Consider the following 22,131-nt stretch of genomic DNA (forward strand, 5'->3'; position numbering starts at 1 on the left):
CAAAAAATGCCCGCATCATTTGATGTGGGCATTTTTTTCAAGGCAAGATCAAAAGATCGCAACCTCGTTTCACTCGACAGCGCCTACAGGGGAAGGTCGAGTTCTGCCTTGTCAGTGTTGAACTGCAACGCCGCCAACCGCGCATACAGTGCATTGCTGGCGATCAGCTCTTGATGCGTACCCACCGCCACCAGTTTTCCTTGATCCATCACGGCGATGCGGTCGGCGTTTTTCACCGTGGCCAGCCGATGGGCGATGACCAGCGTGGTGCGGTTTTTCATCAGGCTCGGCAGGGCTTGCTGGATCAGGTGTTCGCTTTGGGCATCGAGGGCGCTGGTGGCTTCGTCGAGCAGCAGGATGGGCGCATCCACCAGCAGCGCTCGGGCGATGGCCAAGCGTTGGCGTTGGCCGCCAGACAAGCCGAGGCCACCATCGCCCAGGTGCGTCTGGTAACCGTTGGGCATCGCTTCGATGAAGTCATGGGCGTAGGCGATTTTTGCCGCTTCCTGGACCTCGGCCAGCGTCGCGCCCGGATTACCGTAGCGGATGTTTTCTTCAATGCTGCCGAAAAACAGCGCCGGGGTTTGCGAGACCAATGCGAAGCAACGCCGCAGATCCAGCGGATCGAGTTGGGTCAACGGCGTGCCATCGAGCAGGATGCGGCCTTCAGCAGGGTCGTAGAAGCGCAGCAACAAGTCATACACCGTCGACTTGCCCGCACCGGACGGTCCGACCAGGGCCAGGGTTTCGCCCGCCCTGACCGTCAGGCTCAGGCCATCGACGGCATAGCTTTCGGGACGTGACGGGTAGGAAAACCGCACGTCTTGCAGCAGCAGATCGCCCTTCACCCGCGCAGGCAAGGTCACCAGATCAGTCGTCGGTGGCAGGATGATGTTTTCCGAACGCAGCAATTCGGCGATCCGTTCCGCCGCGCCAGCCGCGCGTTGCAATTCGCCGATCACCTCACTCAGAGTACCGAACGCACTGCCCACGATCAGGCTGTAGAAGACAAACGCCGCCAACTCCCCGGCGGAAATTCGCCCCGCAATAACATCCATGCCACCGACCCAAAGCATCACGCCCACGGCACCCAGAACCAGCACGATCACCAGGGTGATCAGCCAGGCCCGCTGGAAAATGCGTTTGCGCGCAGTGTTGAACGCCTCCTCCACGGTCACGGCAAAGCGCTGCTCGTCCTGAACCTGGTGGTTGTAGGCCTGCACGGTCTTGATCTGGCCGAGGGTTTCGGAGGCATAGCTGCCGATGTCGGCGATCCGGTCCTGACTCAGGCGCGACAGGTTGCGCACCCGCCGGCCGAAAATCAGGATCGGCGCGATCACCAGTGGCAAAGCGACCACCACGATGCTGGTGAGTTTTGGGTTGGTGATAAACAGCAGGACGATCCCACCGATCACCATCAGCAAATTGCGCAAAAACAACGACAGCGAAGAACCGATCACCGATTGCAGCAGCGTGGTGTCGGCGGTCAGCCGTGACTGGATCTCGGAGCTGCGGTTGTTTTCGTAGAACCCCGGATGCAGATAGATCAGATGATTGAAGACCTGACGGCGGATGTCGGCGATACAGCGCTCGCCGATCCACGACACCAGATAAAACCGGGTAAACGTGCCGACCGCAAGGCCAATCACCAGCAGCAAGAACAAACCGATGGACTGGTTAAGCAAATGCGGTGACTGGGTCATGAAACCCTGATCCACCAGCAGCCGGATGCCCTGTCCCATGGACAAGGTAATGCCCGCCGTGACAATCAACGCGAGCAAGGCCCCGAAAGCGTGCCAGCGATAAGGTGCGATGAAACGGCTGGCGAGGCGAATGGCGCGGCGGTGACGAACAGTGAGCATGGGCATTATCCAGGATGGAGCAATTGGCAGGGTCAACCTACACCGATCAATGGGGTGGAACTTGGTAAATCACAATGAGTCAGGTTAATTATGACCCGCAAGACTAGGCCATAGACGCTATTGGTCTAAGGTCCGGGTGGCAATGGCGCGGTATTTCTGGTGGACTGGTATTGCCACCAAGGAGAGATCGCAGGGAGTTGTCACAGCCTGGTCACCTGGCGGTTCTACAGTAAGCACACACCTGATGAGGAGACAGGCCATGTCCTTGCACAACAGCAGCGATGACAAGATTCAAGTGATCCGCACGCAGCCAGACCAGTCTCTGGGATGCTCGATTATCGATGAACAGGGCCGCGAAGTACCGATCACTGAAGACATGATCCAGCAAGCTTGCAGCGAACTGGAAAAGCGATTGGTCAAGCCTGCCGAACAAGAGTGATATAGCCACCGTCTTCATTGACCCGGCCCATGGTGGCCGGGTTTTTTATATCTGCAAGGCTTGCATCGTTAGACCGCCGCTGCACCCAACGCTGCCACAATCTGGCGCAACGCCGGCGAGCCCCCTTCGATCCGCACTGTCAAACCATCAATCTCCCGGCGCGATGGATAGTTCTTGCGCAACACATCAAACGCCGCACGCTGCTCGCTCACACTGCCTACAAGGCTGCGGCGGAAATCCGCATCGTCGCGGCGCGGGTCGTACACGCCACGGCACAACATCGCCAGCGCCCAGGCCGGATCGCTTTCAGCGCTCAGGGTCACTTGCGACAACCACGGCGCCGGCAACAAATCACTCAAGCTGACGCGGGCCGGTTGCCCTAGGAAATTGCAGTACGCCTGATAGATCTGCGCCGTGCCGCGCTGCTTGCCATCGAGGCTGTAGCCGGCAATGTGCGGCGTCGCCAGCACGCAGAGTTCGGCCAGCGCCACATCGACTTCCGGCTCGCCTTCCCAGACATCGAGCACCGCTTGCAGGTCTTCGCGCTCCAACAGCACATCGCGCAAAGCGGCGTTATTAACCACCGGACCACGACTGGCGTTGATCAGCCAGGCGCCCGTTCTGAGTTGGTTCAAACGCTTTTTATCGAACAAGTGCCAGGTCGACTGTGAGCCTTTTTTGGTCAGCGGTGTGTGCAGGCTGATCACGTCGCACTGCTCGATGATCTCTTCCAGGTTGACATACTCACCACCTTCAGCGGCTTGCCGTGGCGGATCGCAGACCAGCACTTTCCAGCCCAGCCCTTGCAGGACCTTGACCAGTCGCCCGCCTACTTCACCCGCCCCGACCACGCCGTACGTGCGCCGGGTCAGGTCGACGCCTTCGATTTCGGCCAGGGTCAGCAGACTGCCGAGCACATAGTCGACCACGCCCCGGGCATTGCAACCCGGTGCACTGGACCAGGTGATGCCGGCCTGTTCAAAGTAAGCGAGGTCCAGGTGATCGGTGCCGATGGTGCAGGTGCCGACAAAGCGCACGTTGCTGCCTTCGAGCAAGGCGCGATTGACGTTGGTCACCGAGCGCACCAGCAGTACATCGGCCTGCTCGACGGTGGCGCGGTCGATGGAACGTCCCGGCACCCGGCGGATTTCACCGAAACCCTCGAAGAAGGCATCAAGCAGGGGGATATTTTCGTCGGCAACAATCAGCATGGCAGGCTCCTTTGGCGGATCGGCAGTGTAGGCGTAGATGACACATCGCGCCTAGCGCGCAGCTTGCGCGTGATTACAAATCGTTAACACGGGTCTTATCCTGACTGCTGCGTCAAACGCGTAGAATGCGCGCCTGTGCATCAAAACCCTTTTGGACGTTTCGCTATTGAATCCTGTAACTGAAAACACCGTCGCCACGGCTCCTGCGCGGACGACGCCCGTACGCATGGAGCTCAAAGGCTTGCTCAACCTGGCCACGCCGATCATGGTCGCGCAACTCGCCACCACGGCCATGGGCTTCGTCGATGCCGTGATGGCCGGCCGCGTCAGCCCGCGGGACCTGGCCTCGGTTGCGCTGGGCAACTCGATCTGGATTCCGGTCTACCTGTTGATGTCCGGCGTACTATTGGCAACCACGCCCAAGGTCGCACAACGCTTTGGCGCCAGGCAGCTTGACGAGATCGGACCATTGGTTCGCCAGGCGTTGTGGCTGGCACTGTGTGTCGGGTTGATCGGCAGTGGCCTGTTGCTCAGCGCCGAGCCGATCCTGCACTGGATGAAAGTCGATCCGCAGTTGATTGAACCAAGCATGGGCTATCTGCACGGTATCGCCTTCGGTTTTCCCGGCATGGCGTTCTATTACGTCCTGCGCTGCTACAGCGATGGCATGGGTCGCACCCGTCCGAGCATGGTCATCGGCTTATGCGGCCTGCTGCTGAACATCCCCTTGAACTATGCGTTGATCTATGGCCATTTCGGCGCACCGGCCCTCGGCGGTGTTGGTTGCGGCTGGGCCAGCGGCATCGTGATGTGGTTCATGGCGTTGAGCATGGCTGGCTGGACTTTCTGGGCCCCGTTCTATGCCCGCACCCGGGTATTGGTGCGTTTCGATCGTCCGCAATGGGCCGTGATCAAACGCCTGGTCAGTATTGGCCTGCCGATCGGCATCGCCGTTTTCGCCGAGTCCAGCATCTTCGCAGTCATCGCCCTGTTGATCGGTAGTCTCGGCTCTACAGTAGTGGCCGGGCATCAAATCGCCCTGAACATCAGCTCGCTGCTGTTCATGATTCCGTACTCGCTGGGCATGGCGGTGACCGTGCGGGTCGGTCAGGCACTGGGGGCGGGCAATCCTTATCAAGCGCGGTTTGCGGCTAAGGTCGGGCTCGGTGCAGCGCTGGTGTTTGCGGCGTTTTCGGCAACGCTCATTTTGTGCCTGCGCGAACCTATCGCTTCGATCTACACGCCTGACAAGGCGGTGATCCAGATTGCGTCGATGCTGATTGTGTATGCCGCGCTGTACCAGTTTTCCGATGCCATCCAGGTGATTTGCGCGGGCGCGCTGCGTGGCTATCAGGACACTCGGGTGACGATGGTCCTGACGTTGTTCGCCTATTGGGGTATCGGCCTGCCGGTCGGTTACGTGCTGGGACTGACCGATTGGTTCGGTCCGGCCAGCGGTCCGAACGGGCTGTGGGAAGGGTTGATTGCCGGTTTGAGTTGCGCAGCGTTGATGCTGTCGATCCGCCTGACGCGCAGTGCGCGCAAACGCATTCGCATGAGCCGCTCGGCGGGATAACCGCAAAAAAAAGACCTGCTTTTGCAGGTCTTTTTTTTGCGGCCCGTTAAACGGACTTCTTGCGAATCCAGTACAGATAAGTGCCGGCGTCTTCGTGTTGCGCCACCAGTTCGTGGTCAAGAAACACGCAGAACTTCGGGATGTCGCGACGGGTCGACGGGTCGGTCGCAATCACCTTGAGCAGGCCACCGGGTGCCAGGTCACGGATATGCTGGTGCAACATCATCACCGGCTCCGGGCAGTTGAGGCCGGTGGCGTCGAGGGTGCCGTCAACCGGCGTATCTAGCATTTCACTCATGATCAACTCCTGAAACTTGCCGGCATTGTCGCGCATTGCCGGATTTGTGGCGAGGGAGCTTGCTCCCTCGCCACAACAGCCATGGATGGATATCAGCGGGACTTGGGTTTCTTCACGTCCAGCCGACGCAGATGGCAGGTCACTTCTTCGCGGTCGTGGTACAGCTGTTTGCAGCCGATCTCGACCTTGATACCGCGCGCCTTGAAGCCATCGGCAATGCGCTCCAGCAGACGCTTCACTTCGGCGTAACGCTGCTTCATCGGCAGCTTGAGGTTGACCACTGCTTCGCGGCAATGCCCGTCGCCGATCCACTCCTCCAGCATCGCGGCGTTGCGCGCCGGTTTCTCGACGATGTCGCAGACCATCCAGTCCACCGGCTGCTTGGGCTTGAAGGTGAAGCCATCGGCCATCAAGTGTTGCACCAGCCCGGTGTCCATCAGGCTCTCGGCCATCGGACCGTTGTCGATGGCGGTTACCAGCATGCCGCGGTTGACCAATTGCCAGGTCCAGCCACCCGGCGCAGCGCCGAGGTCGACGCCGGTCATGTCGCTGTGCAAACGCTCGTCCCACTGGTCGCGCGGGATGAAGTGGTGCCAGGCTTCTTCCAGCTTCAAGGTCGACCGGCTCGGCGCTTCGCGGGGGAATTTCAAACGCGGAATGCCCATCGGCCACATCGCCGAGTTGTTCGACTCCGCCAGACCGACAAACACCTCACGACCGCTCTTGAAGGTCAGCAACAGGCGCGGCTTATTGGCGTCATCCACCAGTTTGCCCGCTGCCAGCAGCGCCTTGCGCAAGTGAACTTCGAATTTCTTGCAGAAGTTCGACAGTTCCTTGCCATCGTTGGTATCGACCATCTCCAGCCACAGGCTGCCGCACACCGGGAAATCCGCCATGTGCGCGAGGATCACGCTGATGCGGTCGGTTTCCGGCAGGTCGATGAAAATGCCCCGGGCCCATTGGCGCGGGAAGATCAGTCGTTCGAATCGCTGACCACGCATCAGGCGTTCGGCGCCGTCTTCTTCGGTGCAGACAAATTCGGCGCAGGCGCTGGCGGCCTTGGCCTTGGCATAACCGGCCACGTTCAGTTGTGCGGCGAGGTCGGAAATCTCGGAACAGACTTCACCTTCGAAGCCTGGCCGGCAATGCATGAATAGGGTGTTCATTCTTACTCCTGGGCAGATGGCGAGACATTCAACCACTGCGCGATGCCCAAGCTTGCTCTGGAGCAAAGCCTGTCACGAAAACCGGCGCATGATAGCCGACTTCGGAACCTCGGACTTGTCGATAGAGTCCAGTTATTAGCCAGCTACTTAAAACAGGGCTAGGTTTAATGCTCTGCCCGTCCCCTCAGTCCGTAGCCGTGCGGACTTCAAGGAGTGATTGCAATGCCGTCCCTCGATAGCCTGAAGACTCTGAAAACCCTGCAAGTCGACGACAAGACCTACCACTATTTCAGCCTGCCCGATGCCGCCAAGAGCCTGGGCGATCTCGACAAGTTGCCGATGTCGCTGAAAGTGCTGCTGGAAAACCTGCTGCGCTGGGAAGACGAAAAAACCGTCACCGGTGCCGACCTCAAGGCGATCGCCGCCTGGCTCAAGGAGCGCCGCTCCGATCGCGAAATCCAGTACCGCCCGGCGCGAGTGCTGATGCAAGACTTCACCGGCGTGCCCGCCGTGGTGGATTTGGCCGCCATGCGCGCAGCGATGGCCAAGGCCGGTGGCAATCCGCAACGGATCAACCCGCTCTCCCCTGTCGACCTGGTGATCGATCACTCGGTGATGGTCGACAAGTTCGCCACCAGCAGCGCCTTCGAACAGAACGTCGACATCGAAATGCAACGCAACGGCGAACGTTACGCGTTCCTGCGCTGGGGCCAAAGTGCCTTCGACAATTTCAGCGTGGTGCCGCCGGGCACCGGGATCTGCCACCAGGTGAATCTGGAATACCTGGGTCGCACGGTCTGGACCAAAGACGAGGATGGCCGCACCTACGCCTTCCCGGACACGCTGGTCGGCACCGATTCCCATACCACCATGATCAACGGTCTCGGCGTCCTCGGTTGGGGCGTTGGCGGCATCGAAGCGGAAGCGGCGATGCTCGGTCAACCGGTGTCGATGCTGATTCCGGAAGTGATCGGTTTCAAACTCACTGGCAAGCTCAAGGAAGGCATCACCGCTACCGACTTGGTGCTGACCGTCACCCAAATGCTGCGCAAAAAAGGCGTGGTGGGCAAATTCGTCGAGTTCTACGGCGATGGTCTCGCCGACTTGCCGCTGGCCGACCGCGCGACCATCGCCAACATGGCCCCGGAATACGGCGCCACCTGCGGCTTCTTCCCGGTGGACGACGTGACGCTGGAATATTTGCGCCTGTCCGGCCGCCCGATTGAAACCGTGAAACTCGTCGAGGCCTACAGCAAGGCGCAAGGCCTGTGGCGCTTGCCGGGCAAGGAACCGGTATTCACCGACAGCCTGGCGCTGGACATGGCCAGCGTCGAAGCCAGTCTCGCCGGACCGAAACGCCCGCAAGACCGGGTTTCGCTGCCGAATGTGGCGCAGGCGTTCAGCGACTTCCTCGGTCTGCAAATGAAGCCCACCAGCAAGGATGAAGGTCGCCTGGAAAGCGAGGGCGGTGGCGGTGTGGCAGTGGGCAACGCCGATCTGGCCGGGGAAGTGGACTACGACTTTGAAGGACAAACGGTGCGGCTGAAAAACGGCGCGGTGGTGATCGCGGCGATTACCTCCTGCACCAACACCTCCAACCCGAGCGTGATGATGGCTGCCGGCCTGGTGGCCAAGAAAGCCGTGGAAAAAGGCCTCCGCCGCAAACCCTGGGTGAAAAGCTCGCTGGCCCCCGGCTCGAAAGTGGTCACCGACTACTACAAGGCTGCCGGGCTGACGCAATACCTCGATGAGCTCGGGTTTGCCTTGGTCGGTTATGGCTGCACCACCTGCATCGGCAACTCCGGTCCGTTGCCGGAGCCGATTGAAAAAGCTATCCAGAAAGCCGACCTGACCGTGGCCTCGGTGTTGTCCGGCAACCGCAACTTCGAAGGCCGGGTTCATCCACTGGTGAAAACCAACTGGCTGGCCTCGCCGCCGCTGGTGGTCGCCTATGCACTGGCCGGCACGGTGCGCATCGACCTCAGCCGCGAGCCCTTGGGCGAGGACAAGAACGGCAATCTGGTTTACCTGCGGGACATCTGGCCGAGCACCCGGGAAATCGCCGACGCCGTGGAGCAGGTCAACACGGCCATGTTCCACAAGGAGTACGCCGAAGTGTTTGCCGGCGATGAACAGTGGCAAGCCATCGAAGTACCGCAAGCGGCGACTTATGTCTGGCAGGACGATTCAACCTATATCCAGCATCCGCCGTTTTTCGATGACATTGGCGGACCACCGCCGGTGGTCAAGGACGTCAGTGGCGCGCGCGTTCTTGCGCTGCTGGGCGACTCGGTAACCACCGACCACATCTCCCCGGCCGGCAACATCAAGGCTGACAGTCCGGCGGGCCGCTACCTGCGCGAGAAAGGCGTGGAACCGCGTGACTTCAACTCTTACGGTTCGCGTCGCGGCAACCACGAAGTGATGATGCGCGGCACCTTCGCCAACATCCGTATTCGCAATGAAATGCTCGGCGGCGAAGAAGGCGGCAACACCCTCTACATCCCGACAGGAGAGAAGCTGGCGATCTACGACGCGGCCATGCGCTATCAGGCCGCAGGGACGCCGCTGGTGGTGATCGCCGGGCAAGAATACGGCACCGGATCGAGCCGCGACTGGGCAGCCAAGGGCACTAACCTGCTGGGCGTGAAGGCGGTCATCGCCGAAAGCTTCGAACGCATCCACCGCTCCAACCTGGTAGGCATGGGCGTACTTCCGCTGCAGTTCAAGCTGGACCAGAACCGCAAGAGCCTGAACCTCAGAGGCACCGAAACCCTGGACATTCTCGGCCTGACCGGGATCGAACTGACACCACGGATGAACCTGACGCTGGTCATTACCCGTGAAAACGGCATCAGCGAAAGAATCGAGGTGCTGTGCCGGATCGATACACTTAATGAAGTGGAGTACTTCAAGTCGGGAGGGATTTTGCATTACGTGTTGCGACAGTTGATTGCGTCGTAGCCCTGCGTTGACACAGACACCGCCTTCGGGCGGTGTTTTTTTGTGCTCACGAAAATCCTGTGGGGAGCCTGCTCGCGATGGCGGTGTAACATTCACAAAAAATGCTGGGACACTCCGCTATCGCGAGCAGGCTCGTTCCCACAGGGGGCTGGTGCAGGCCCACAGAATTTAGACACAAGGATTTTCAATGTTCGCCCTGCCATGGACGCTACTGGCTCTGCTCTCGCTCGGCTACGGCATGGCCCTGACCTATGGCCGACTTGGCTGGCTCGCCGGGATATCCGTCGGCTTGTTGCTGATCGCCGGTTACGCCGTCCGCCAACAACAACTTCAGTTCGGTCGCTATCTCGGCCACGCGCTGTTCATCTTTCTCGCCCTGGCCTTGGCGATGCACTGGCTGCCGGGGTTCTACAACGGTCGTGTCATTCCAGCTCAGCAATTCACCGACGATGCCGTGCGGTTCTCCCTGTACCTGAATCTGGACAAACCCCTGATCGGCTTCTGGCTGTTGTTGGTATGTCCTTGGATTGTCGGCTGGCGTTCCCTGCGGCTGTTCCTGTATGCCACACCTTTGGCACTGACTGTGAGCGCGGTGCTGGCCCTGGGCGGCGCGCTGCTGTTGGGTGTCATCGGTTGGGCGCCGAAATGGCCGGAACATGCCTGGCTGTGGCTGCTGAACAACCTGCTACTGGTGACGCTGGTCGAAGAGGCGCTGTTTCGTGGCTATATCCAGGGCGGTCTGAGCCGATGCTTCAAGCACCTGGCGTACGGCGAAAATCTCGCGCTGCTGCTCGCTTCGCTGCTGTTCGGCCTGGTGCACGCAGGGGCAGGCTGGCAATGGGTGTTGCTGGCGGGCCTGGCCGGGATCGGATACGGACTGGCTTACCGTTTTGGTGGACTGGCCGCGGCCATCGCCACTCACTTTGGCTTGAATGTGCTGCACTTTGGCCTGTTCACCTATCCGATGCTGGCGCGCTGACGCAAGGGACGTTTTGCGACGTGCCACTGATTATCGAAAAATAGTCTCAACAAATCCCGATGGAGGCCGATACAACACTTGAAAGCCTTGCGGATTAAAAAGCCATGCGTAACAACCAGCCAATTACACAACGCGAGCGGACATTCCCGGCTCAGCAACGGTTGATTTCCACCACCGATGCCAAGGGCATGATTACCTACTGCAACGACGACTTCGTCGAGATCAGCGGGTTTTCTCGTGAGGAACTGATCCGTGCGCCGCATAACCTGGTGCGTCACCCCGACGTCCCGGCCGCGGTGTTCGCGCACATGTGGGGCACACTGAAACAAGGCTTGCCATGGATGGGCATTGTCAAGAATCGCTGCAAGAACGGTGATCACTATTGGGTTAATGCCTATGTGACGCCGATCTTCGAAGGCAATCAGGTCATCGGTTACGAGTCGGTGCGGGTCAAACCCACCGCCGAACAGATTCACCGTGCCGAAGCGCTCTATCAACGCATCAACCAGGGCAAGTCGGCCATTCCTTCCTCGGATAAATGGTTGCCGGTACTACAGGACTGGCTGCCGTTCATTCTGGTCAGCCAGTTGAGCTTCATGATCGGCGCCACCCTGACCTCGCAGTGGGGTTTCGCCCTGGCCGCCGGCCTTTCGGTGCCGCTGGGCCTGATGGGCCTGAGCTGGCAGCAACGCGGCATCAAGCGCTTGCTGCGTCTGGCTGAGCAAACCACGTCCGACCCGTTGATCGCGCAGATGTACACCGACAGCCGTGGCGCCCAGGCGCGTCTGGAAATGTCGATCCTCAGCCAGGAAGCGCGCCTGAAAACCTGCCTGACTCGCCTGCAGGACACAGCCGAACACCTGACCGATCAGGCGAAGCAGTCCGATGCCCTGGCACACAACAGCTCCACTGGCCTGGAACGTCAGCGCGTCGAGACCGAGCAAGTGGCGACCGCCGTCAATCAGATGGCCGCCACCACTCAGGAAGTCGCCAGCCACGTGCAGCGCACTGCCGATGCCACTCAGGAAGCCAATCGCCTGACTGGTCGCGGTCGTGACATCGCCGGGGAAACCCGCGAAGCGATCCAGCGCCTGTCGGTGGTTGTGGGTGAAACCGGCCTGACCGTGACTCAACTGGCCAAAGACAGTGACGAAATCGGCGGCGTGGTCGACGTGATCAAAGGCATCGCCGACCAGACCAACCTGCTGGCGCTCAACGCGGCCATCGAAGCGGCCCGTGCCGGTGAGATGGGACGTGGTTTTGCGGTGGTCGCCGACGAAGTCCGGCAACTGGCGCAACGCACCAGCGAATCCACCGGGCAGATCCATGCCCTGATCGCCAAACTGCAACAAACCGCCGGCACTGCCGTGCAGACCATGGAAGCTGGACATCGTCAGGCTGAAGAAGGTGTGGCACGGGTGCTGGAAGCGGATCAGGCATTGGTGGGCATCAGCGAAGCGGTGGCCAACATCACCGACATGACCACCCAGATCGCCGCCGCGACCGAAGAGCAAAGTGCCGTGGCCGAGGAAATCAGCCGCAACATCAGCAACATTTCGCACCTAGCTGACCAGACTTCGGAACAAGCACAGAACTCGGCGTTGTTAAGTGAAGAGTTGACCAAGACCGCGAATACCCAGTATTCGTTGGTGGAGCGGTTTAACCGCTGATTGATGCTGGCATGACAAAAACCCGGACAGTGAAAGCTTCCGGGTTTTTTATTGATTCCGTGAAAGTGATGTTGTCTGGTAGGCCCTCATCACAGCCTGCACAACACGTCACTGAATGAATGAAACCACCTTTTGCGCCGCAGCCGCCAAATGCTGCTCATGGGTAAACCCGGAAGCCTTCAGAGGCTTCAAATCATGATCCCCCGCCACCAACCAGAACACCTCGATGCTCGGTGACAGCGCATAGCCTTCCACCGCCTCCCGGTTGCCCAGGGCATCCCGCTCACCCTGCACGATCAACGTGCGGGTTTTCAAAGAAGCCAGATGCTCCACCCGCGGTTTCTCCGGTTTGCCCACGGCATAAAACGGATAACCCAGGCATACCAACGCATCCGCCCCCAATTCATCGGCCAGCAAACTGGCCATCCGCCCGCCCATGGACTTGCCGCCGATGGCCAGCGGCCCGGCGACATGACGCCGCACCTCGGCATACACCTCACGCCAGCATTCCAGCAGTTTCGGCGCCGGATTCGGTGGACGTTTACCGCCATCGACACGGCGTTGCGCCATGTACGGAAACTCGAAGCGCAACACGTTGACGCCATGTGCCGCGAGGCGTGCGGCCATGTCATTCATCCAGGTGCTGTCCATCGGTGCGCCGGCGCCATGGGCGAGGATCAGCGTCGCCGATGCAGCGCCTGAAGCGCCGTCCCAAAGCCATCCGCGATCGCGCGCACACTGCGCCCATTGATCCCCGTCAATACCGGCCTTGTGCCCTTTGTCCATGCTTGCCTCGCTTTTAGTCTGCCTATAACTCCGGCCGAAGGGTGCGCTGCCAAGCGCTGCGCGCTCACTTCGGCTGAACCGTGGATGGGGAACCATGAACACTTCTATCAGTACCGCCTACAACTACAAGGTGGTCCGCCAATTCGCCATTATGACGGTGGTGTGGGGCATCGTCGGCATGGGGCTCGGGGTTTTTCTCGCGGCCCAGTTGGTCTGGCCCGAACTCAACTTCAATTTGCCGTGGACCAGTTTCGGCCGTTTGCGCCCGCTGCACACCAACGCGGTGATCTTCGCCTTCGGCGGTTGTGCGCTGTTCGCCAGTTCGTTCTATTCGGTACAACGCACCTGCCAGACCCAATTGTTTGCGCCGAAAATCGCCGCATTCTGCTTCTGGGGCTGGCAACTGGTGATCCTGCTGGCAGCCATCAGCCTGCCGCTGGGCTACACCAGTTCCAAGGAGTACGCCGAGCTGGAATGGCCGATCGACATTCTGATCACCATTGTCTGGGTCGCCTACGCCATCGTGTTCTTCGGCACGGTGATGAAGCGCAAGACCAAACACATCTATGTCGGCAACTGGTTCTTCGGCGGATTTATCATCACCGTCGCCATCCTGCACATCGTCAACAACCTTGAGTTGCCGGTGAGTTTCACCAAGTCCTACTCGCTGTACGCCGGCGCCACCGACGCCATGGTGCAGTGGTGGTACGGGCACAACGCCGTGGGCTTTTTCCTCACCGCCGGGTTCCTTGGCATGATGTATTACTTCGTGCCGAAGCAGGCCGAACGCCCGGTGTATTCCTATCGCCTGTCGATCGTGCACTTCTGGGCGCTGATCACTCTGTACATCTGGGCCGGTCCGCACCACTTGCACTACACGGCGCTGCCGGACTGGGCGCAGTCGCTGGGCATGGTGATGTCGCTGGTGCTGCTGGCGCCGAGCTGGGGCGGGATGATCAATGGCATGATGACGCTGTCGGGCGCCTGGCATAAGTTGCGCAGCGACCCGATCCTGCGCTTCCTCGTGGTGTCGCTGGCGTTCTACGGCATGTCGACCTTCGAAGGCCCGATGATGGCGATCAAGACCGTCAACGCCCTCTCCCACTACACCGATTGGACCATCGGCCACGTTCACGCCGGTGCGCTCGGCTGGGTGGCGATGATCTCCATCGGCGCGCTGTACCACATGATCCCGAAAGTCTTCGGACGCGAGCAGATGCACAGCATCGGCCTGATCAATGCGCACTTCTGGCTGGCCACCATCGGCACCGTTTTGTACATCGCCTCGATGTGGGTCAACGGCATCGCCCAGGGCCTGATGTGGCGCGCGGTGAACGAGGACGGCACGCTGACTTACTCATTCGTTGAAACCCTGGTGGCCAGCCACCCCGGCTTCGTCGTGCGACTGGTGGGCGGTGCGATCTTCCTCAGCGGCATGTTCCTGATGGCTTACAACACCTGGCGCACCGTGCGGGCCTCGCAGCCTGCCGACGTCGCCGCTGCCGCGCAGATGGCCTGAGGAGACCGCCATGAAACACGAAACAATCGAGAAAAACGTCGGCCTGTTGATGCTGCTGATGGTGCTCGCCGTGAGCATCGGCGGCCTGACCCAGATCGTCCCGCTGTTCTTCCAGGACGTGACCAATAAACCGGTGGAAGGCATGAAGCCCTACACCGCGCTGCAACTGGAAGGTCGCGATCTCTACATCCGCGAAGGCTGCGTCGGCTGCCACTCGCAGATGATCCGGCCGTTTCGCGCCGAGACCGAACGCTACGGCCACTACTCGGTGGCCGGTGAAAGCGTCTGGGATCACCCGTTCCTCTGGGGCTCGAAACGCACCGGGCCGGACCTGGCGCGAGTCGGAGCGCGCTACTCGGATGACTGGCACCGCGCGCACTTGTACAACCCGCGCAACGTCGTGCCGGAATCGAAGATGCCCGCCTACCCGTGGCTGGTGGCCAACCCACTCGACAGCAGTCACACCGAAACCAAGCTCAAGACCCTGCGCACCCTCGGCGTGCCGTACACCGATGAAGACATCAGCGGCGCCGTCGCCTCGCTCAAGGGCAAGAGCGAAATGGACGCACTGGTCGCCTACCTGCAAGTGCTCGGCACTGCGATCAAGAGCAAGAGGTGAGTCATGTTTGAGATCAGCACTGGAATGATCCGCGGCCTGGGCACGGTCGTGGTGTTCGTGGCTTTCGTCGGCCTGACCTTGTGGGTGTTCAACAACAAACGCAACCCGGAATTCGCCGAAGCGCGCCTGCTGCCGTTCGCCGACGAGCCACAACCCGACATCACCGAAGAAACAAGGAGTACCCGGCCATGACCACCTTCTGGAGTACGTGGATCTGCGTACTGACCATCGGCAGCCTGATCGGCCTGACCTGGCTGCTGATCGGCACCCGCAAGGGCGAAACCAAGGGCAGTGTCGACCAGACCATGGGCCACAGCTTCGACGGCATCGAGGAGTACGACAATCCGCTGCCGCAATGGTGGTTCATGCTGTTCGCCGGCACGTTGGTGTTTGCCGTCGGCTACCTGATTCTTTATCCGGGCCTGGGCAACTGGAAGGGCATCCTGCCCGGCTACGAAAACGGCTGGACCGGTGTGCACGAATGGGAAAAGGAGATGGACAAGGCTGACGCGAAATTCGGGCCGATCTTCGCCAAATTCGCCGCGATGCCGGTGGAAGAAGTGGCTAAAGACCCGCAAGCACTGAAAATGGGCGGACGCCTGTTCGCCTCCAACTGCTCGGTGTGCCACGGCTCGGATGCCAAGGGCGCGTTCGGCTTTCCCAACCTGGCGGACAGCGATTGGCGCTGGGGCGGCAATGCCGACACCATCAAGACCACCATCATGGGCGGGCGCATGGCGGCAATGCCGGCCTGGGGTGAAATGCTGGGCGAGGCCGGCGTGAAAAACGTAGCCGCTTATGTACGTCATGAACTGGCCGGCCTGCCATTGCCTGCCGACAGCGCTGCCGACCTGCAAGCCGGACAACAAGCGTTCAGCACCACCTGCGTGGCCTGTCATGGGGCAAACGGCCAAGGCACTGCAGCCATGGGTGCGCCGAACCTGACACACCCGGCCGGCTTCATTTACGGCACCAGCCTGACGCAGTTGGAGCAGACGATTCGTCATGGCCGTCAGGGCCATATGCCGGCGCAGAACGAACTGCTCGGCAACGATAAAGTTCAGCTGGTGGCCGCTTATGTGTACAGCCTGTCCAACGGTTTGAATACCGAACGTTTACAGGCTGAAGACAAAAGCGAATAAATCTCGAGCGAACTACTGCCGCATTCACATGGATGCGGCAACCTCCCGCCCCTTTGCGACGCATTGTCGCACCCCCATGGTGTCTTTCTTTCGGTTCACCGGATTCGGGTCTAAGCTTCCCCCGATGCGGACCGGCGAACACCGGTTCCAGGTCGACCGCGAACGATGTGTTCGACGATTCGGCTGACTGACAGGCCGCAAAGGCTGGTAGATACCGGCTGTCGCGCCAATTGCCTCCGGTCACCCAATCGTTGCGTTTGAACACACGCCGTTACATCCGACCTGACCCCCTCGCCTATCGAGTCCGCCGAGACATTTTGCCCGTGGGCAATTTTGTCCTTACGCGGCGCATGGAAAGGCCGCAGAATCAGCATTTGAAAGCATTGACCCAGGTCATGGCGCGTTGCAATGACCCCCTGCTTTCTCCATACTTGCGGCCGATTTTTAATCCTAATAAAACACCCAAACCGTGGAACCTTAGAATGAGCACAGCAATCAGTCCGACTGCTTATAACTATAAGGTAGTCCGCCAGTTCGCCATCATGACGGTGGTCTGGGGGATCCTTGGCATGGGGCTCGGTGTCTTCATCGCCTCGCAACTGGTCTGGCCGGAGTTGAACTTCGGTCTGCCATGGACGAGCTTTGGACGCTTGCGCCCGTTGCACACAAACCTGGTGATTTTCGCCTTCGGTGGATGTGCACTGTTTGCCACTTCCTATTACGTCGTGCAGCGAACCTGCCAAACGCGACTGATTTCCGACAGCCTCGCGGCCTTCCACTTCTGGGGATGGCAAGCGGTGATCGTCGGTGCAGGCATTACCTTGCCGCTGGGTTACACCACCACCAAGGAATATGCTGAGCTGGAATGGCCGCTGGCCATTTTGCTGGCCATTGTCTGGATCGTTTACGCACTGGTGTTCTTCGGCACCATCGTCAAGCGCAAGACCAAGCACATCTATGTCGGTAACTGGTTCTACGGCGCGTTCATCGTCGTGACCGCGATGCTGCACATCGTCAACCACATGTCGCTGCCGGTCAGCCTGTTCAAGTCCTACTCCGCCTACTCGGGTGCGACTGACGCGATGATTCAGTGGTGGTACGGCCACAACGCGGTAGGTTTCTTCCTGACCACCGGCTTCCTGGGGATGATGTACTACTTCGTGCCGAAACAGGCCGAGCGTCCGATCTACTCCTATCGCCTGTCGATCGTGCACTTCTGGGCACTGATCACTCTCTACATCTGGGCCGGCCCCCACCACCTGCACTACACCGCGCTGCCGGATTGGGCTCAGTCCCTGGGCATGGCCATGTCGATCATCCTGCTGGCGCCGAGCTGGGGCGGCATGATCAACGGCATGATGACCCTCTCGGGCGCCTGGCATAAGCTGCGCACCGACCCGATCCTGCGCTTCCTCGTGGTATCGCTGGCGTTCTACGGCATGTCGACCTTCGAAGGCCCGATGATGGCGATCAAGACCGTCAACTCGCTGTCGCACTACACCGACTGGACCATCGGCCACGTACACGCCGGCGCTCTTGGCTGGGTAGCGATGATCTCGATCGGCGCGATCTACCACATGATCCCGAAACTGTTCGGTCGTGCGCAGATGCACAGCACCGGCCTGATCAACACGCACTTCTGGCTCGCGACCATCGGTACCGTTCTGTACATCGCTTCGATGTGGGTCAACGGCATCACCCAAGGCCTGATGTGGCGTGCAATCAACGATGACGGCACCCTCACCTACTCGTTCGTCGAAGCGCTGCAAGCCAGCCACCCTGGCTTCATCGTTCGCGCCCTGGGCGGTGCGTTCTTCGCCAGCGGCATGCTGTTCATGGCCTACAACGTGTTCCGTACCGTACGCGCCTCGAACCCGGCAGAAGCTGAAGCCGCCGAACAGATTGCTGTAGTTGGAGCTCACTGATGAAGCATGAAGCAGTCGAGAAGAACATTGGCCTGCTGGCCTTCTTCATGGTTATCGCCGTCAGCGTCGGCGGCCTGACCCAGATCGTTCCGCTGTTTTTCCAGGACGTCACCAACAAGCCGGTCGAAGGCATGAAGCCCCGCCCCGCCCTTGAACTGGAAGGCCGGGACGTTTACATCGCCAACGGTTGTGTCGGCTGCCACTCGCAGATGATCCGCCCGTTCCGTGCTGAAACCGAACGTTACGGCCACTACTCGGTCGCCGGTGAAAGCGTCTGGGATCACCCGTTCCTGTGGGGTTCCAAGCGTACCGGTCCGGACCTGGCCCGTGTCGGCGGTCGTTACTCCGATGACTGGCAGCGTGCGCACTTGTACAACCCGCGCAACGTGGTGCCCGAGTCGAAAATGCCGGCCTACCCGTTCCTCGTGGAAAACAAGCTCGACGGCAAAGACACCGCCAAGAAAATGGAAGTCTTGCGCACGCTCGGCGTCCCTTACACCGACGAAGACATCGCCGGCGCCAAGGATGCTGTGAAGGGCAAAACCGAAATGGACGCGCTGGTGGCCTATCTGCAGGGCCTGGGCACCATCATCAAAAGCAAACGGTGATCTAAATGGATATCGGGATGATTCGTGGCCTGGGCACCGTCGTTGTGATGGTGGCCTTCATCGGTCTGGCGTTGTGGGTATTCAGCCCCAAGCGCAAGTCGGAGTTTGAAGACGCGACCTTGCTGCCTTTCGCGGATGATCCCGAAGCCATCAAGCACGTCGAGCAAGCTTCTAGGAGTAACAAAGAATGACTACATTCTGGAGTCTGTACGTCACAGTCCTCAGTCTCGGTACGATCTTCGCCCTGACCTGGCTGTTGCTGTCGACCCGCAAGGGCCAGCGCACCGAGGCCACCGAAGAGACCGTTGGGCACTCCTTCGACGGGATCGAGGAGTACGACAACCCACTGCCGAAATGGTGGTTCATGCTGTTCGTGGGCACCATCATCTTCGCCCTGGGTTACCTGGTGCTGTACCCAGGCCTGGGTAACTGGAAGGGCCTGTTGCCGGGTTACAACTACCTGGATAACGAGAAGCAGACCGCGTTTGCCAACGGCCAGACCGGCTGGACCGGCGTTCACGAGTGGGAAAAGGAAATGGCTCGTTCGGACGCCAAGTTCGGTCCGATCTTCGCCAAGTTCGCTTCCATGCCAATCGAAGAAGTGGCCAAGGATCCGCAAGCCCTGAAGATGGGGGGCCGCCTGTTTGCCTCCAACTGCTCGGTCTGCCACGGTTCCGACGCCAAAGGCGCCTACGGTTTCCCTAACCTGACCGACGCCGACTGGCGCTGGGGCGGTGAGCCGGAAACCATCAAGACCACCATCATGGGCGGTCGTCACGCGGTCATGCCGGCGTGGGCTGAAGTGATCGGCGAGCAAGGCGTCAGCGATGTGGCTGCATTTATTCTGACCAACCTCGATGGCCGCAAGCTGCCGGAAGGCGCCAAGGCAGATCCGGTTGCCGGGCAGAAGCTGTTCGCTGCCAACTGCGTGGCTTGCCACGGTCCGGAAGGTAAAGGTACTCCAGCGATGGGCGCACCAAACCTGACCCACCCGGCCGCGTTTATCTACGGTTCGAGCTTCGCTCAACTGCAGCAGACCATCCGTTACGGCCGTCAGGGCCAGATGCCTGCGCAAGAGCAAATGCAGGGCAACGACAAGGTTCACCTGCTGGCCGCTTACGTCTACAGCTTGTCTCACGGCGAGAAAGCTCCGGCGGCGGACGCCCAATAAGGCAAACGCTTGATGCATAAAAAAGCCCGGTCATCTGACAGGGCTTTTTTTTGATTAATGATTATCGGACAAGGATGACCGCAATCGGCTGACGGCTTGGCCAATTGTTACCATTGACCTGATGTACTTTCAGCGTCTTGCGATCCGGCGCAATATCGGCGATCAGATACGTCTTATTGGAAGCAGCACCACTGAGGAACACCGGCACGTCACCGAAGTAGTCCCGACGATTCCAGCCGATGTATTCCCCTGGTTCATTGTGCAAATGGCCAGCGAACACCGCCGTCACCGGGTAGCGGGTAATGAGTGTTTTAAAGCGCTTTATCTGTTCATCACTCCCGTGCCAACGGTCGGGCTTGTGCATGTTCAGAATGATGATCTTGCCTTGGGTGTGTGCTCGCTGCAGGTCACGCTCCAGCCAATCCAGTGCATCGGTTATTTCAAACCTGACCCTATTGAACGGAAAGCCAGAGTTAAACTCAACCGAGTAAGTCGGCTCATTATTCAGTTGCACCAAATGAACATCGCCCACTGTTTTTGAGTAGGCAAGACTGCCGTAATAAATCTTGATTCCAGATTCAGCACGTGCGGCCAGGTCCATACTAAAAACGTTACCCCAGTACTTCCCCTTCAATTCCTCGATGCTACCTGCGGCGCAATTATTTTCAGGAAAGCTGCAATCATCCACATTATTTTCGTAGTCGTGATTACCTAATCCATAGTCATAAACGCCCCCTAGCTGCTTGTCGAGAATCGACTTGACCGTCGAGCGCTGGCCACCATGACCAAAAGCCGTCATATCACCATTGATCATGACCGGAACCCGATCAGGACTGGACGCAACATTGTTCCTGAAGTTGGCCACATCCGAGTACTGGGTTTCGATCAGCCATTGCGAACGCCGTTCTTTTTCCGCCGTTGACTCATCCCAGCCAACGTCGGAACTTTCAGTCCACGGGTACTGAGGGTCCGAGGTAAATATCAAATGCTTCGGCAGGTAGTCATCTTGTGCCGAATAAACACTGAACGCACTAATCCATAACAAAGCGCACAAAAGCACTTTGAACAATTTTTCAGTAACCATAGATATCCATATCCATTAAGTTGAACAATTCAAGCGAATAACAAAAGCCCGCCTCATCAACTTACGACATGAACTGATTTAGAACAAAGGGGTTGGATGTTCCCACTTCAATAACGAATGTTTCGCAAGACTCCCGATCAGCCTGACAATGACCGACGGTCGAGCGCTGGAGCGACAAGGTTGCGAGGCGAGCACTCAGGTAGTAACGTTTCTACATCCGAACATTCAAGAGGGTCAGACATGATGGCCATCACCACCATTTCCAGCCGCGAATTCAACCAGGACACAAGTGGTGCCAAAAAAGCCACGCGCCAGGGGCCGGTTTTCATCACCGACCGAGGCAAACCGGCCCATGTGCTGCTAAGCATTGAGGATTACCAAAAACTGACCGGCATTAACGCCGACATCGTCGACCTGTTGGTAATGCCAGAAGCGGCAGACATCGAGTTCGAAACCGAGCGTGCCGTGATCACTCACCGCCCTGTGGATTTGTCTTGATGTTTCTACTTGATACCAACGTGATTTCGGAGCTACGCAAACCTCAGGCTGATGCGAACGTCGTCGCCTGGGCCAAAAGCATCATGGCTCCGCGCATGTTCATTTCAGCCATTACCTTGAAAGAACTGGAGACCGGTGTTCTACGCGTGGAGCGCCGCCATCCCGCGCAGGGAAAGGTATTGCGCACCTGGCTCAAGCGTCACGTCATCCCGGCTTTCGATGCCCGTATCCTGCCGATCGATGCTGCCGTGGCCCTTCGATGTGCCAGTTTGCATGTGCCGGATCGCGCCAATGAAGCAGATGCATTGATTGCAGCCACTGCGCTGGTTCATGGCCTGACTGTCGTCACCCGCAACGTCGGCGACTTTCAATCCAGTGGCGTGCAGTTGATTAACCCATGGGCCGATTGAGCCGCGGCCTTCGCAAAACCGTCCATAATTCTCAAGTCAATTGATTCAAGTCATTACACCATCAATTGATTTTGCCAAACGTGACCAAAGGTCGCACCCGCGACCTAGAGCGACAGGCGTATCATTGCGCCACTGCAACATCTCTTTTTGACCGCGGTCGGCACGTACTGACCGAGGCATTTTTCCACTGCCGTGGGATGCAAT

The 22,131-nt window shown here is 59.3% G+C and carries 21 protein-coding genes; 15 read left to right on the top strand and 6 right to left on the bottom strand.

Annotated elements, in window-relative coordinates:
- Positions 1-83: 83 nt before the first annotated feature.
- On the bottom strand, positions 84-1,862 hold the full coding sequence (locus tag ACNYC6_RS03915) for an ABC transporter transmembrane domain-containing protein (protein ID WP_419711170.1): 1,779 nt from the start codon (positions 1,860-1,862) through the stop codon (positions 84-86).
- A 259-nt stretch (positions 1,863-2,121) separates the two neighbouring features.
- Between ACNYC6_RS03915 and ACNYC6_RS03920 the strand changes: the two genes are divergently transcribed.
- Entirely contained in the window at positions 2,122-2,301 is a 180-nt protein-coding gene (locus ACNYC6_RS03920) for a PA1571 family protein (RefSeq protein WP_419711171.1), read from the top strand.
- 68 nt (positions 2,302-2,369) lie between these two features.
- On the opposite strand, the gene pdxB is transcribed toward ACNYC6_RS03920, so the two are convergent.
- On the bottom strand, positions 2,370-3,512 hold the full coding sequence (pdxB, locus tag ACNYC6_RS03925) for a 4-phosphoerythronate dehydrogenase PdxB (protein WP_419711172.1): 1,143 nt from the start codon (positions 3,510-3,512) through the stop codon (positions 2,370-2,372).
- Between the two features lie 166 nt (positions 3,513-3,678).
- Here pdxB and ACNYC6_RS03930 point away from each other — a divergent pair, with 166 nt between their 5' ends.
- A complete protein-coding gene (locus tag ACNYC6_RS03930) occupies positions 3,679-5,088 on the top strand; it encodes an MATE family efflux transporter (RefSeq protein WP_419711173.1) in 1,410 nt (469 codons plus the stop codon).
- Between the two features lie 46 nt (positions 5,089-5,134).
- Here ACNYC6_RS03930 and tusA read toward each other — a convergent pair whose 3' ends face one another.
- Entirely contained in the window at positions 5,135-5,386 is a 252-nt protein-coding gene (gene tusA, locus ACNYC6_RS03935) for a sulfurtransferase TusA (protein WP_419711174.1), read from the bottom strand.
- 92 nt (positions 5,387-5,478) lie between these two features.
- The gene (rlmM, locus tag ACNYC6_RS03940; RefSeq protein WP_419711175.1) at positions 5,479-6,552 is read right to left on the bottom strand and encodes a 23S rRNA (cytidine(2498)-2'-O)-methyltransferase RlmM; all 1,074 of its coding nucleotides are present in this window, start codon (positions 6,550-6,552) and stop codon (positions 5,479-5,481) included.
- Between the two features lie 222 nt (positions 6,553-6,774).
- Here rlmM and acnA point away from each other — a divergent pair, with 222 nt between their 5' ends.
- The 3 genes from acnA to ACNYC6_RS03955 all read left to right on the top strand — a co-directional run bounded on the left by acnA (position 6,775) and on the right by ACNYC6_RS03955 (position 12,165).
- A complete protein-coding gene (gene acnA / locus ACNYC6_RS03945) occupies positions 6,775-9,516 on the top strand; it encodes an aconitate hydratase AcnA (protein WP_419711176.1) in 2,742 nt (913 codons plus the stop codon).
- Between the two features lie 187 nt (positions 9,517-9,703).
- On the top strand, positions 9,704-10,495 hold the full coding sequence (locus tag ACNYC6_RS03950; RefSeq protein ID WP_419711177.1) for a type II CAAX prenyl endopeptidase Rce1 family protein: 792 nt from the start codon (positions 9,704-9,706) through the stop codon (positions 10,493-10,495).
- A gap of 104 nt (positions 10,496-10,599) precedes the next feature.
- Positions 10,600-12,165 carry a methyl-accepting chemotaxis protein gene (locus ACNYC6_RS03955; RefSeq protein ID WP_419711178.1) on the top strand — a complete coding sequence of 522 codons (1,566 nt, stop codon included), beginning with the start codon at positions 10,600-10,602 and terminating at the stop codon, positions 12,163-12,165.
- Between the two features lie 108 nt (positions 12,166-12,273).
- Here ACNYC6_RS03955 and ACNYC6_RS03960 read toward each other — a convergent pair whose 3' ends face one another.
- Positions 12,274-12,951, bottom strand: coding sequence for an alpha/beta fold hydrolase (locus ACNYC6_RS03960; RefSeq protein ID WP_419711179.1), 678 nt, complete (start codon positions 12,949-12,951; stop codon positions 12,274-12,276).
- A 94-nt stretch (positions 12,952-13,045) separates the two neighbouring features.
- On the opposite strand from ACNYC6_RS03960, the gene ccoN (ACNYC6_RS03965) reads away from it, so the two are divergent.
- From ccoN (ACNYC6_RS03965) to ccoP (ACNYC6_RS04000), 8 genes are all read left to right on the top strand, one after another.
- Positions 13,046-14,470: a cytochrome-c oxidase, cbb3-type subunit I gene (gene ccoN, locus ACNYC6_RS03965; RefSeq protein WP_419711180.1), complete on the top strand. Its 1,425-nt coding sequence runs from the start codon at positions 13,046-13,048 to the stop codon at positions 14,468-14,470.
- 10 nt (positions 14,471-14,480) lie between these two features.
- Positions 14,481-15,089, top strand: coding sequence for a cytochrome-c oxidase, cbb3-type subunit II (gene ccoO / locus ACNYC6_RS03970; RefSeq protein ID WP_419711181.1), 609 nt, complete (start codon positions 14,481-14,483; stop codon positions 15,087-15,089).
- 3 nt (positions 15,090-15,092) lie between these two features.
- Entirely contained in the window at positions 15,093-15,281 is a 189-nt protein-coding gene (locus ACNYC6_RS03975) for a cbb3-type cytochrome oxidase subunit 3 (RefSeq protein WP_419711182.1), read from the top strand.
- Complete coding sequence (gene ccoP / locus ACNYC6_RS03980; RefSeq protein ID WP_419711183.1) at positions 15,278-16,231, top strand: cytochrome-c oxidase, cbb3-type subunit III; 954 nt, start codon at positions 15,278-15,280, stop codon at positions 16,229-16,231. The genes ACNYC6_RS03975 and ccoP (ACNYC6_RS03980) overlap by 4 nt, the downstream gene beginning before the upstream one ends.
- 482 nt (positions 16,232-16,713) lie before the next feature.
- Complete coding sequence (gene ccoN, locus ACNYC6_RS03985; RefSeq protein WP_419711184.1) at positions 16,714-18,156, top strand: cytochrome-c oxidase, cbb3-type subunit I; 1,443 nt, start codon at positions 16,714-16,716, stop codon at positions 18,154-18,156.
- On the top strand, positions 18,156-18,764 hold the full coding sequence (gene ccoO, locus ACNYC6_RS03990; RefSeq protein ID WP_419711185.1) for a cytochrome-c oxidase, cbb3-type subunit II: 609 nt from the start codon (positions 18,156-18,158) through the stop codon (positions 18,762-18,764). Before ccoN (ACNYC6_RS03985) ends, ccoO (ACNYC6_RS03990) begins: the two co-directional genes overlap by 1 nt.
- 5 nt (positions 18,765-18,769) lie before the next feature.
- On the top strand, positions 18,770-18,955 hold the full coding sequence (locus tag ACNYC6_RS03995; RefSeq protein ID WP_003175465.1) for a CcoQ/FixQ family Cbb3-type cytochrome c oxidase assembly chaperone: 186 nt from the start codon (positions 18,770-18,772) through the stop codon (positions 18,953-18,955).
- Positions 18,952-19,935: a cytochrome-c oxidase, cbb3-type subunit III gene (gene ccoP, locus ACNYC6_RS04000; protein ID WP_419711186.1), complete on the top strand. Its 984-nt coding sequence runs from the start codon at positions 18,952-18,954 to the stop codon at positions 19,933-19,935. The genes ACNYC6_RS03995 and ccoP (ACNYC6_RS04000) overlap by 4 nt, the downstream gene beginning before the upstream one ends.
- Before the next feature lie 61 nt (positions 19,936-19,996).
- Here ccoP (ACNYC6_RS04000) and ACNYC6_RS04005 read toward each other — a convergent pair whose 3' ends face one another.
- Positions 19,997-21,019, bottom strand: a complete 1,023-nt coding sequence (locus tag ACNYC6_RS04005; protein ID WP_419711187.1) for a metallophosphoesterase family protein — start codon at positions 21,017-21,019, stop codon at positions 19,997-19,999.
- Between the two features lie 243 nt (positions 21,020-21,262).
- Between ACNYC6_RS04005 and ACNYC6_RS04010 the strand changes: the two genes are divergently transcribed.
- Together ACNYC6_RS04010 and ACNYC6_RS04015 are read left to right on the top strand one after the other, a co-directional pair.
- The gene (locus tag ACNYC6_RS04010) at positions 21,263-21,517 is read left to right on the top strand and encodes a type II toxin-antitoxin system Phd/YefM family antitoxin (protein WP_059404729.1); all 255 of its coding nucleotides are present in this window, start codon (positions 21,263-21,265) and stop codon (positions 21,515-21,517) included.
- Positions 21,517-21,927 (top strand): type II toxin-antitoxin system VapC family toxin, encoded by a 411-nt coding sequence (locus ACNYC6_RS04015; protein WP_419711188.1) that lies wholly within the window; start codon positions 21,517-21,519, stop codon positions 21,925-21,927. The genes ACNYC6_RS04010 and ACNYC6_RS04015 overlap by 1 nt, the downstream gene beginning before the upstream one ends.
- Positions 21,928-22,131 lie beyond the last annotated feature (204 nt).

This window comes from Pseudomonas sp. NFX224 (genome assembly GCF_048565165.1).
Classification (GTDB): domain Bacteria; phylum Pseudomonadota; class Gammaproteobacteria; order Pseudomonadales; family Pseudomonadaceae; genus Aquipseudomonas.

Excerpts from the sequence above, each read along its gene's own strand:
- ccoO (WP_419711185.1), top strand. The coding sequence starts at position 18,156 with ATGAAGCATGAAGCAGTCGAGAAGAACATTGGCCTGCTGGCCTTCTTC.
- ACNYC6_RS03995 (WP_003175465.1), top strand. The coding sequence starts at position 18,770 with ATGGATATCGGGATGATTCGTGGCCTGGGCACCGTCGTTGTGATGGTG.
- ACNYC6_RS03955 (WP_419711178.1), top strand. The coding sequence starts at position 10,600 with ATGCGTAACAACCAGCCAATTACACAACGCGAGCGGACATTCCCGGCT.
- ccoO (WP_419711181.1), top strand. The coding sequence starts at position 14,481 with ATGAAACACGAAACAATCGAGAAAAACGTCGGCCTGTTGATGCTGCTG.
- pdxB (WP_419711172.1), bottom strand. The coding sequence starts at position 3,512 with ATGCTGATTGTTGCCGACGAAAATATCCCCCTGCTTGATGCCTTCTTC.
- ccoN (WP_419711180.1), top strand. The coding sequence starts at position 13,046 with ATGAACACTTCTATCAGTACCGCCTACAACTACAAGGTGGTCCGCCAA.
- ACNYC6_RS03960 (WP_419711179.1), bottom strand. The coding sequence starts at position 12,951 with ATGGACAAAGGGCACAAGGCCGGTATTGACGGGGATCAATGGGCGCAG.
- ccoP (WP_419711183.1), top strand. The coding sequence starts at position 15,278 with ATGACCACCTTCTGGAGTACGTGGATCTGCGTACTGACCATCGGCAGC.
- ccoN (WP_419711184.1), top strand. The coding sequence starts at position 16,714 with ATGAGCACAGCAATCAGTCCGACTGCTTATAACTATAAGGTAGTCCGC.
- ACNYC6_RS03920 (WP_419711171.1), top strand. The coding sequence starts at position 2,122 with ATGTCCTTGCACAACAGCAGCGATGACAAGATTCAAGTGATCCGCACG.
- tusA (WP_419711174.1), bottom strand. The coding sequence starts at position 5,386 with ATGAGTGAAATGCTAGATACGCCGGTTGACGGCACCCTCGACGCCACC.
- rlmM (WP_419711175.1), bottom strand. The coding sequence starts at position 6,552 with ATGAACACCCTATTCATGCATTGCCGGCCAGGCTTCGAAGGTGAAGTC.
- ACNYC6_RS04015 (WP_419711188.1), top strand. The coding sequence starts at position 21,517 with ATGTTTCTACTTGATACCAACGTGATTTCGGAGCTACGCAAACCTCAG.
- ccoP (WP_419711186.1), top strand. The coding sequence starts at position 18,952 with ATGACTACATTCTGGAGTCTGTACGTCACAGTCCTCAGTCTCGGTACG.
- ACNYC6_RS03950 (WP_419711177.1), top strand. The coding sequence starts at position 9,704 with ATGTTCGCCCTGCCATGGACGCTACTGGCTCTGCTCTCGCTCGGCTAC.
- acnA (WP_419711176.1), top strand. The coding sequence starts at position 6,775 with ATGCCGTCCCTCGATAGCCTGAAGACTCTGAAAACCCTGCAAGTCGAC.
- ACNYC6_RS04010 (WP_059404729.1), top strand. The coding sequence starts at position 21,263 with ATGGCCATCACCACCATTTCCAGCCGCGAATTCAACCAGGACACAAGT.
- ACNYC6_RS03915 (WP_419711170.1), bottom strand. The coding sequence starts at position 1,862 with ATGCTCACTGTTCGTCACCGCCGCGCCATTCGCCTCGCCAGCCGTTTC.
- ACNYC6_RS04005 (WP_419711187.1), bottom strand. The coding sequence starts at position 21,019 with ATGGTTACTGAAAAATTGTTCAAAGTGCTTTTGTGCGCTTTGTTATGG.
- ACNYC6_RS03975 (WP_419711182.1), top strand. The coding sequence starts at position 15,093 with ATGTTTGAGATCAGCACTGGAATGATCCGCGGCCTGGGCACGGTCGTG.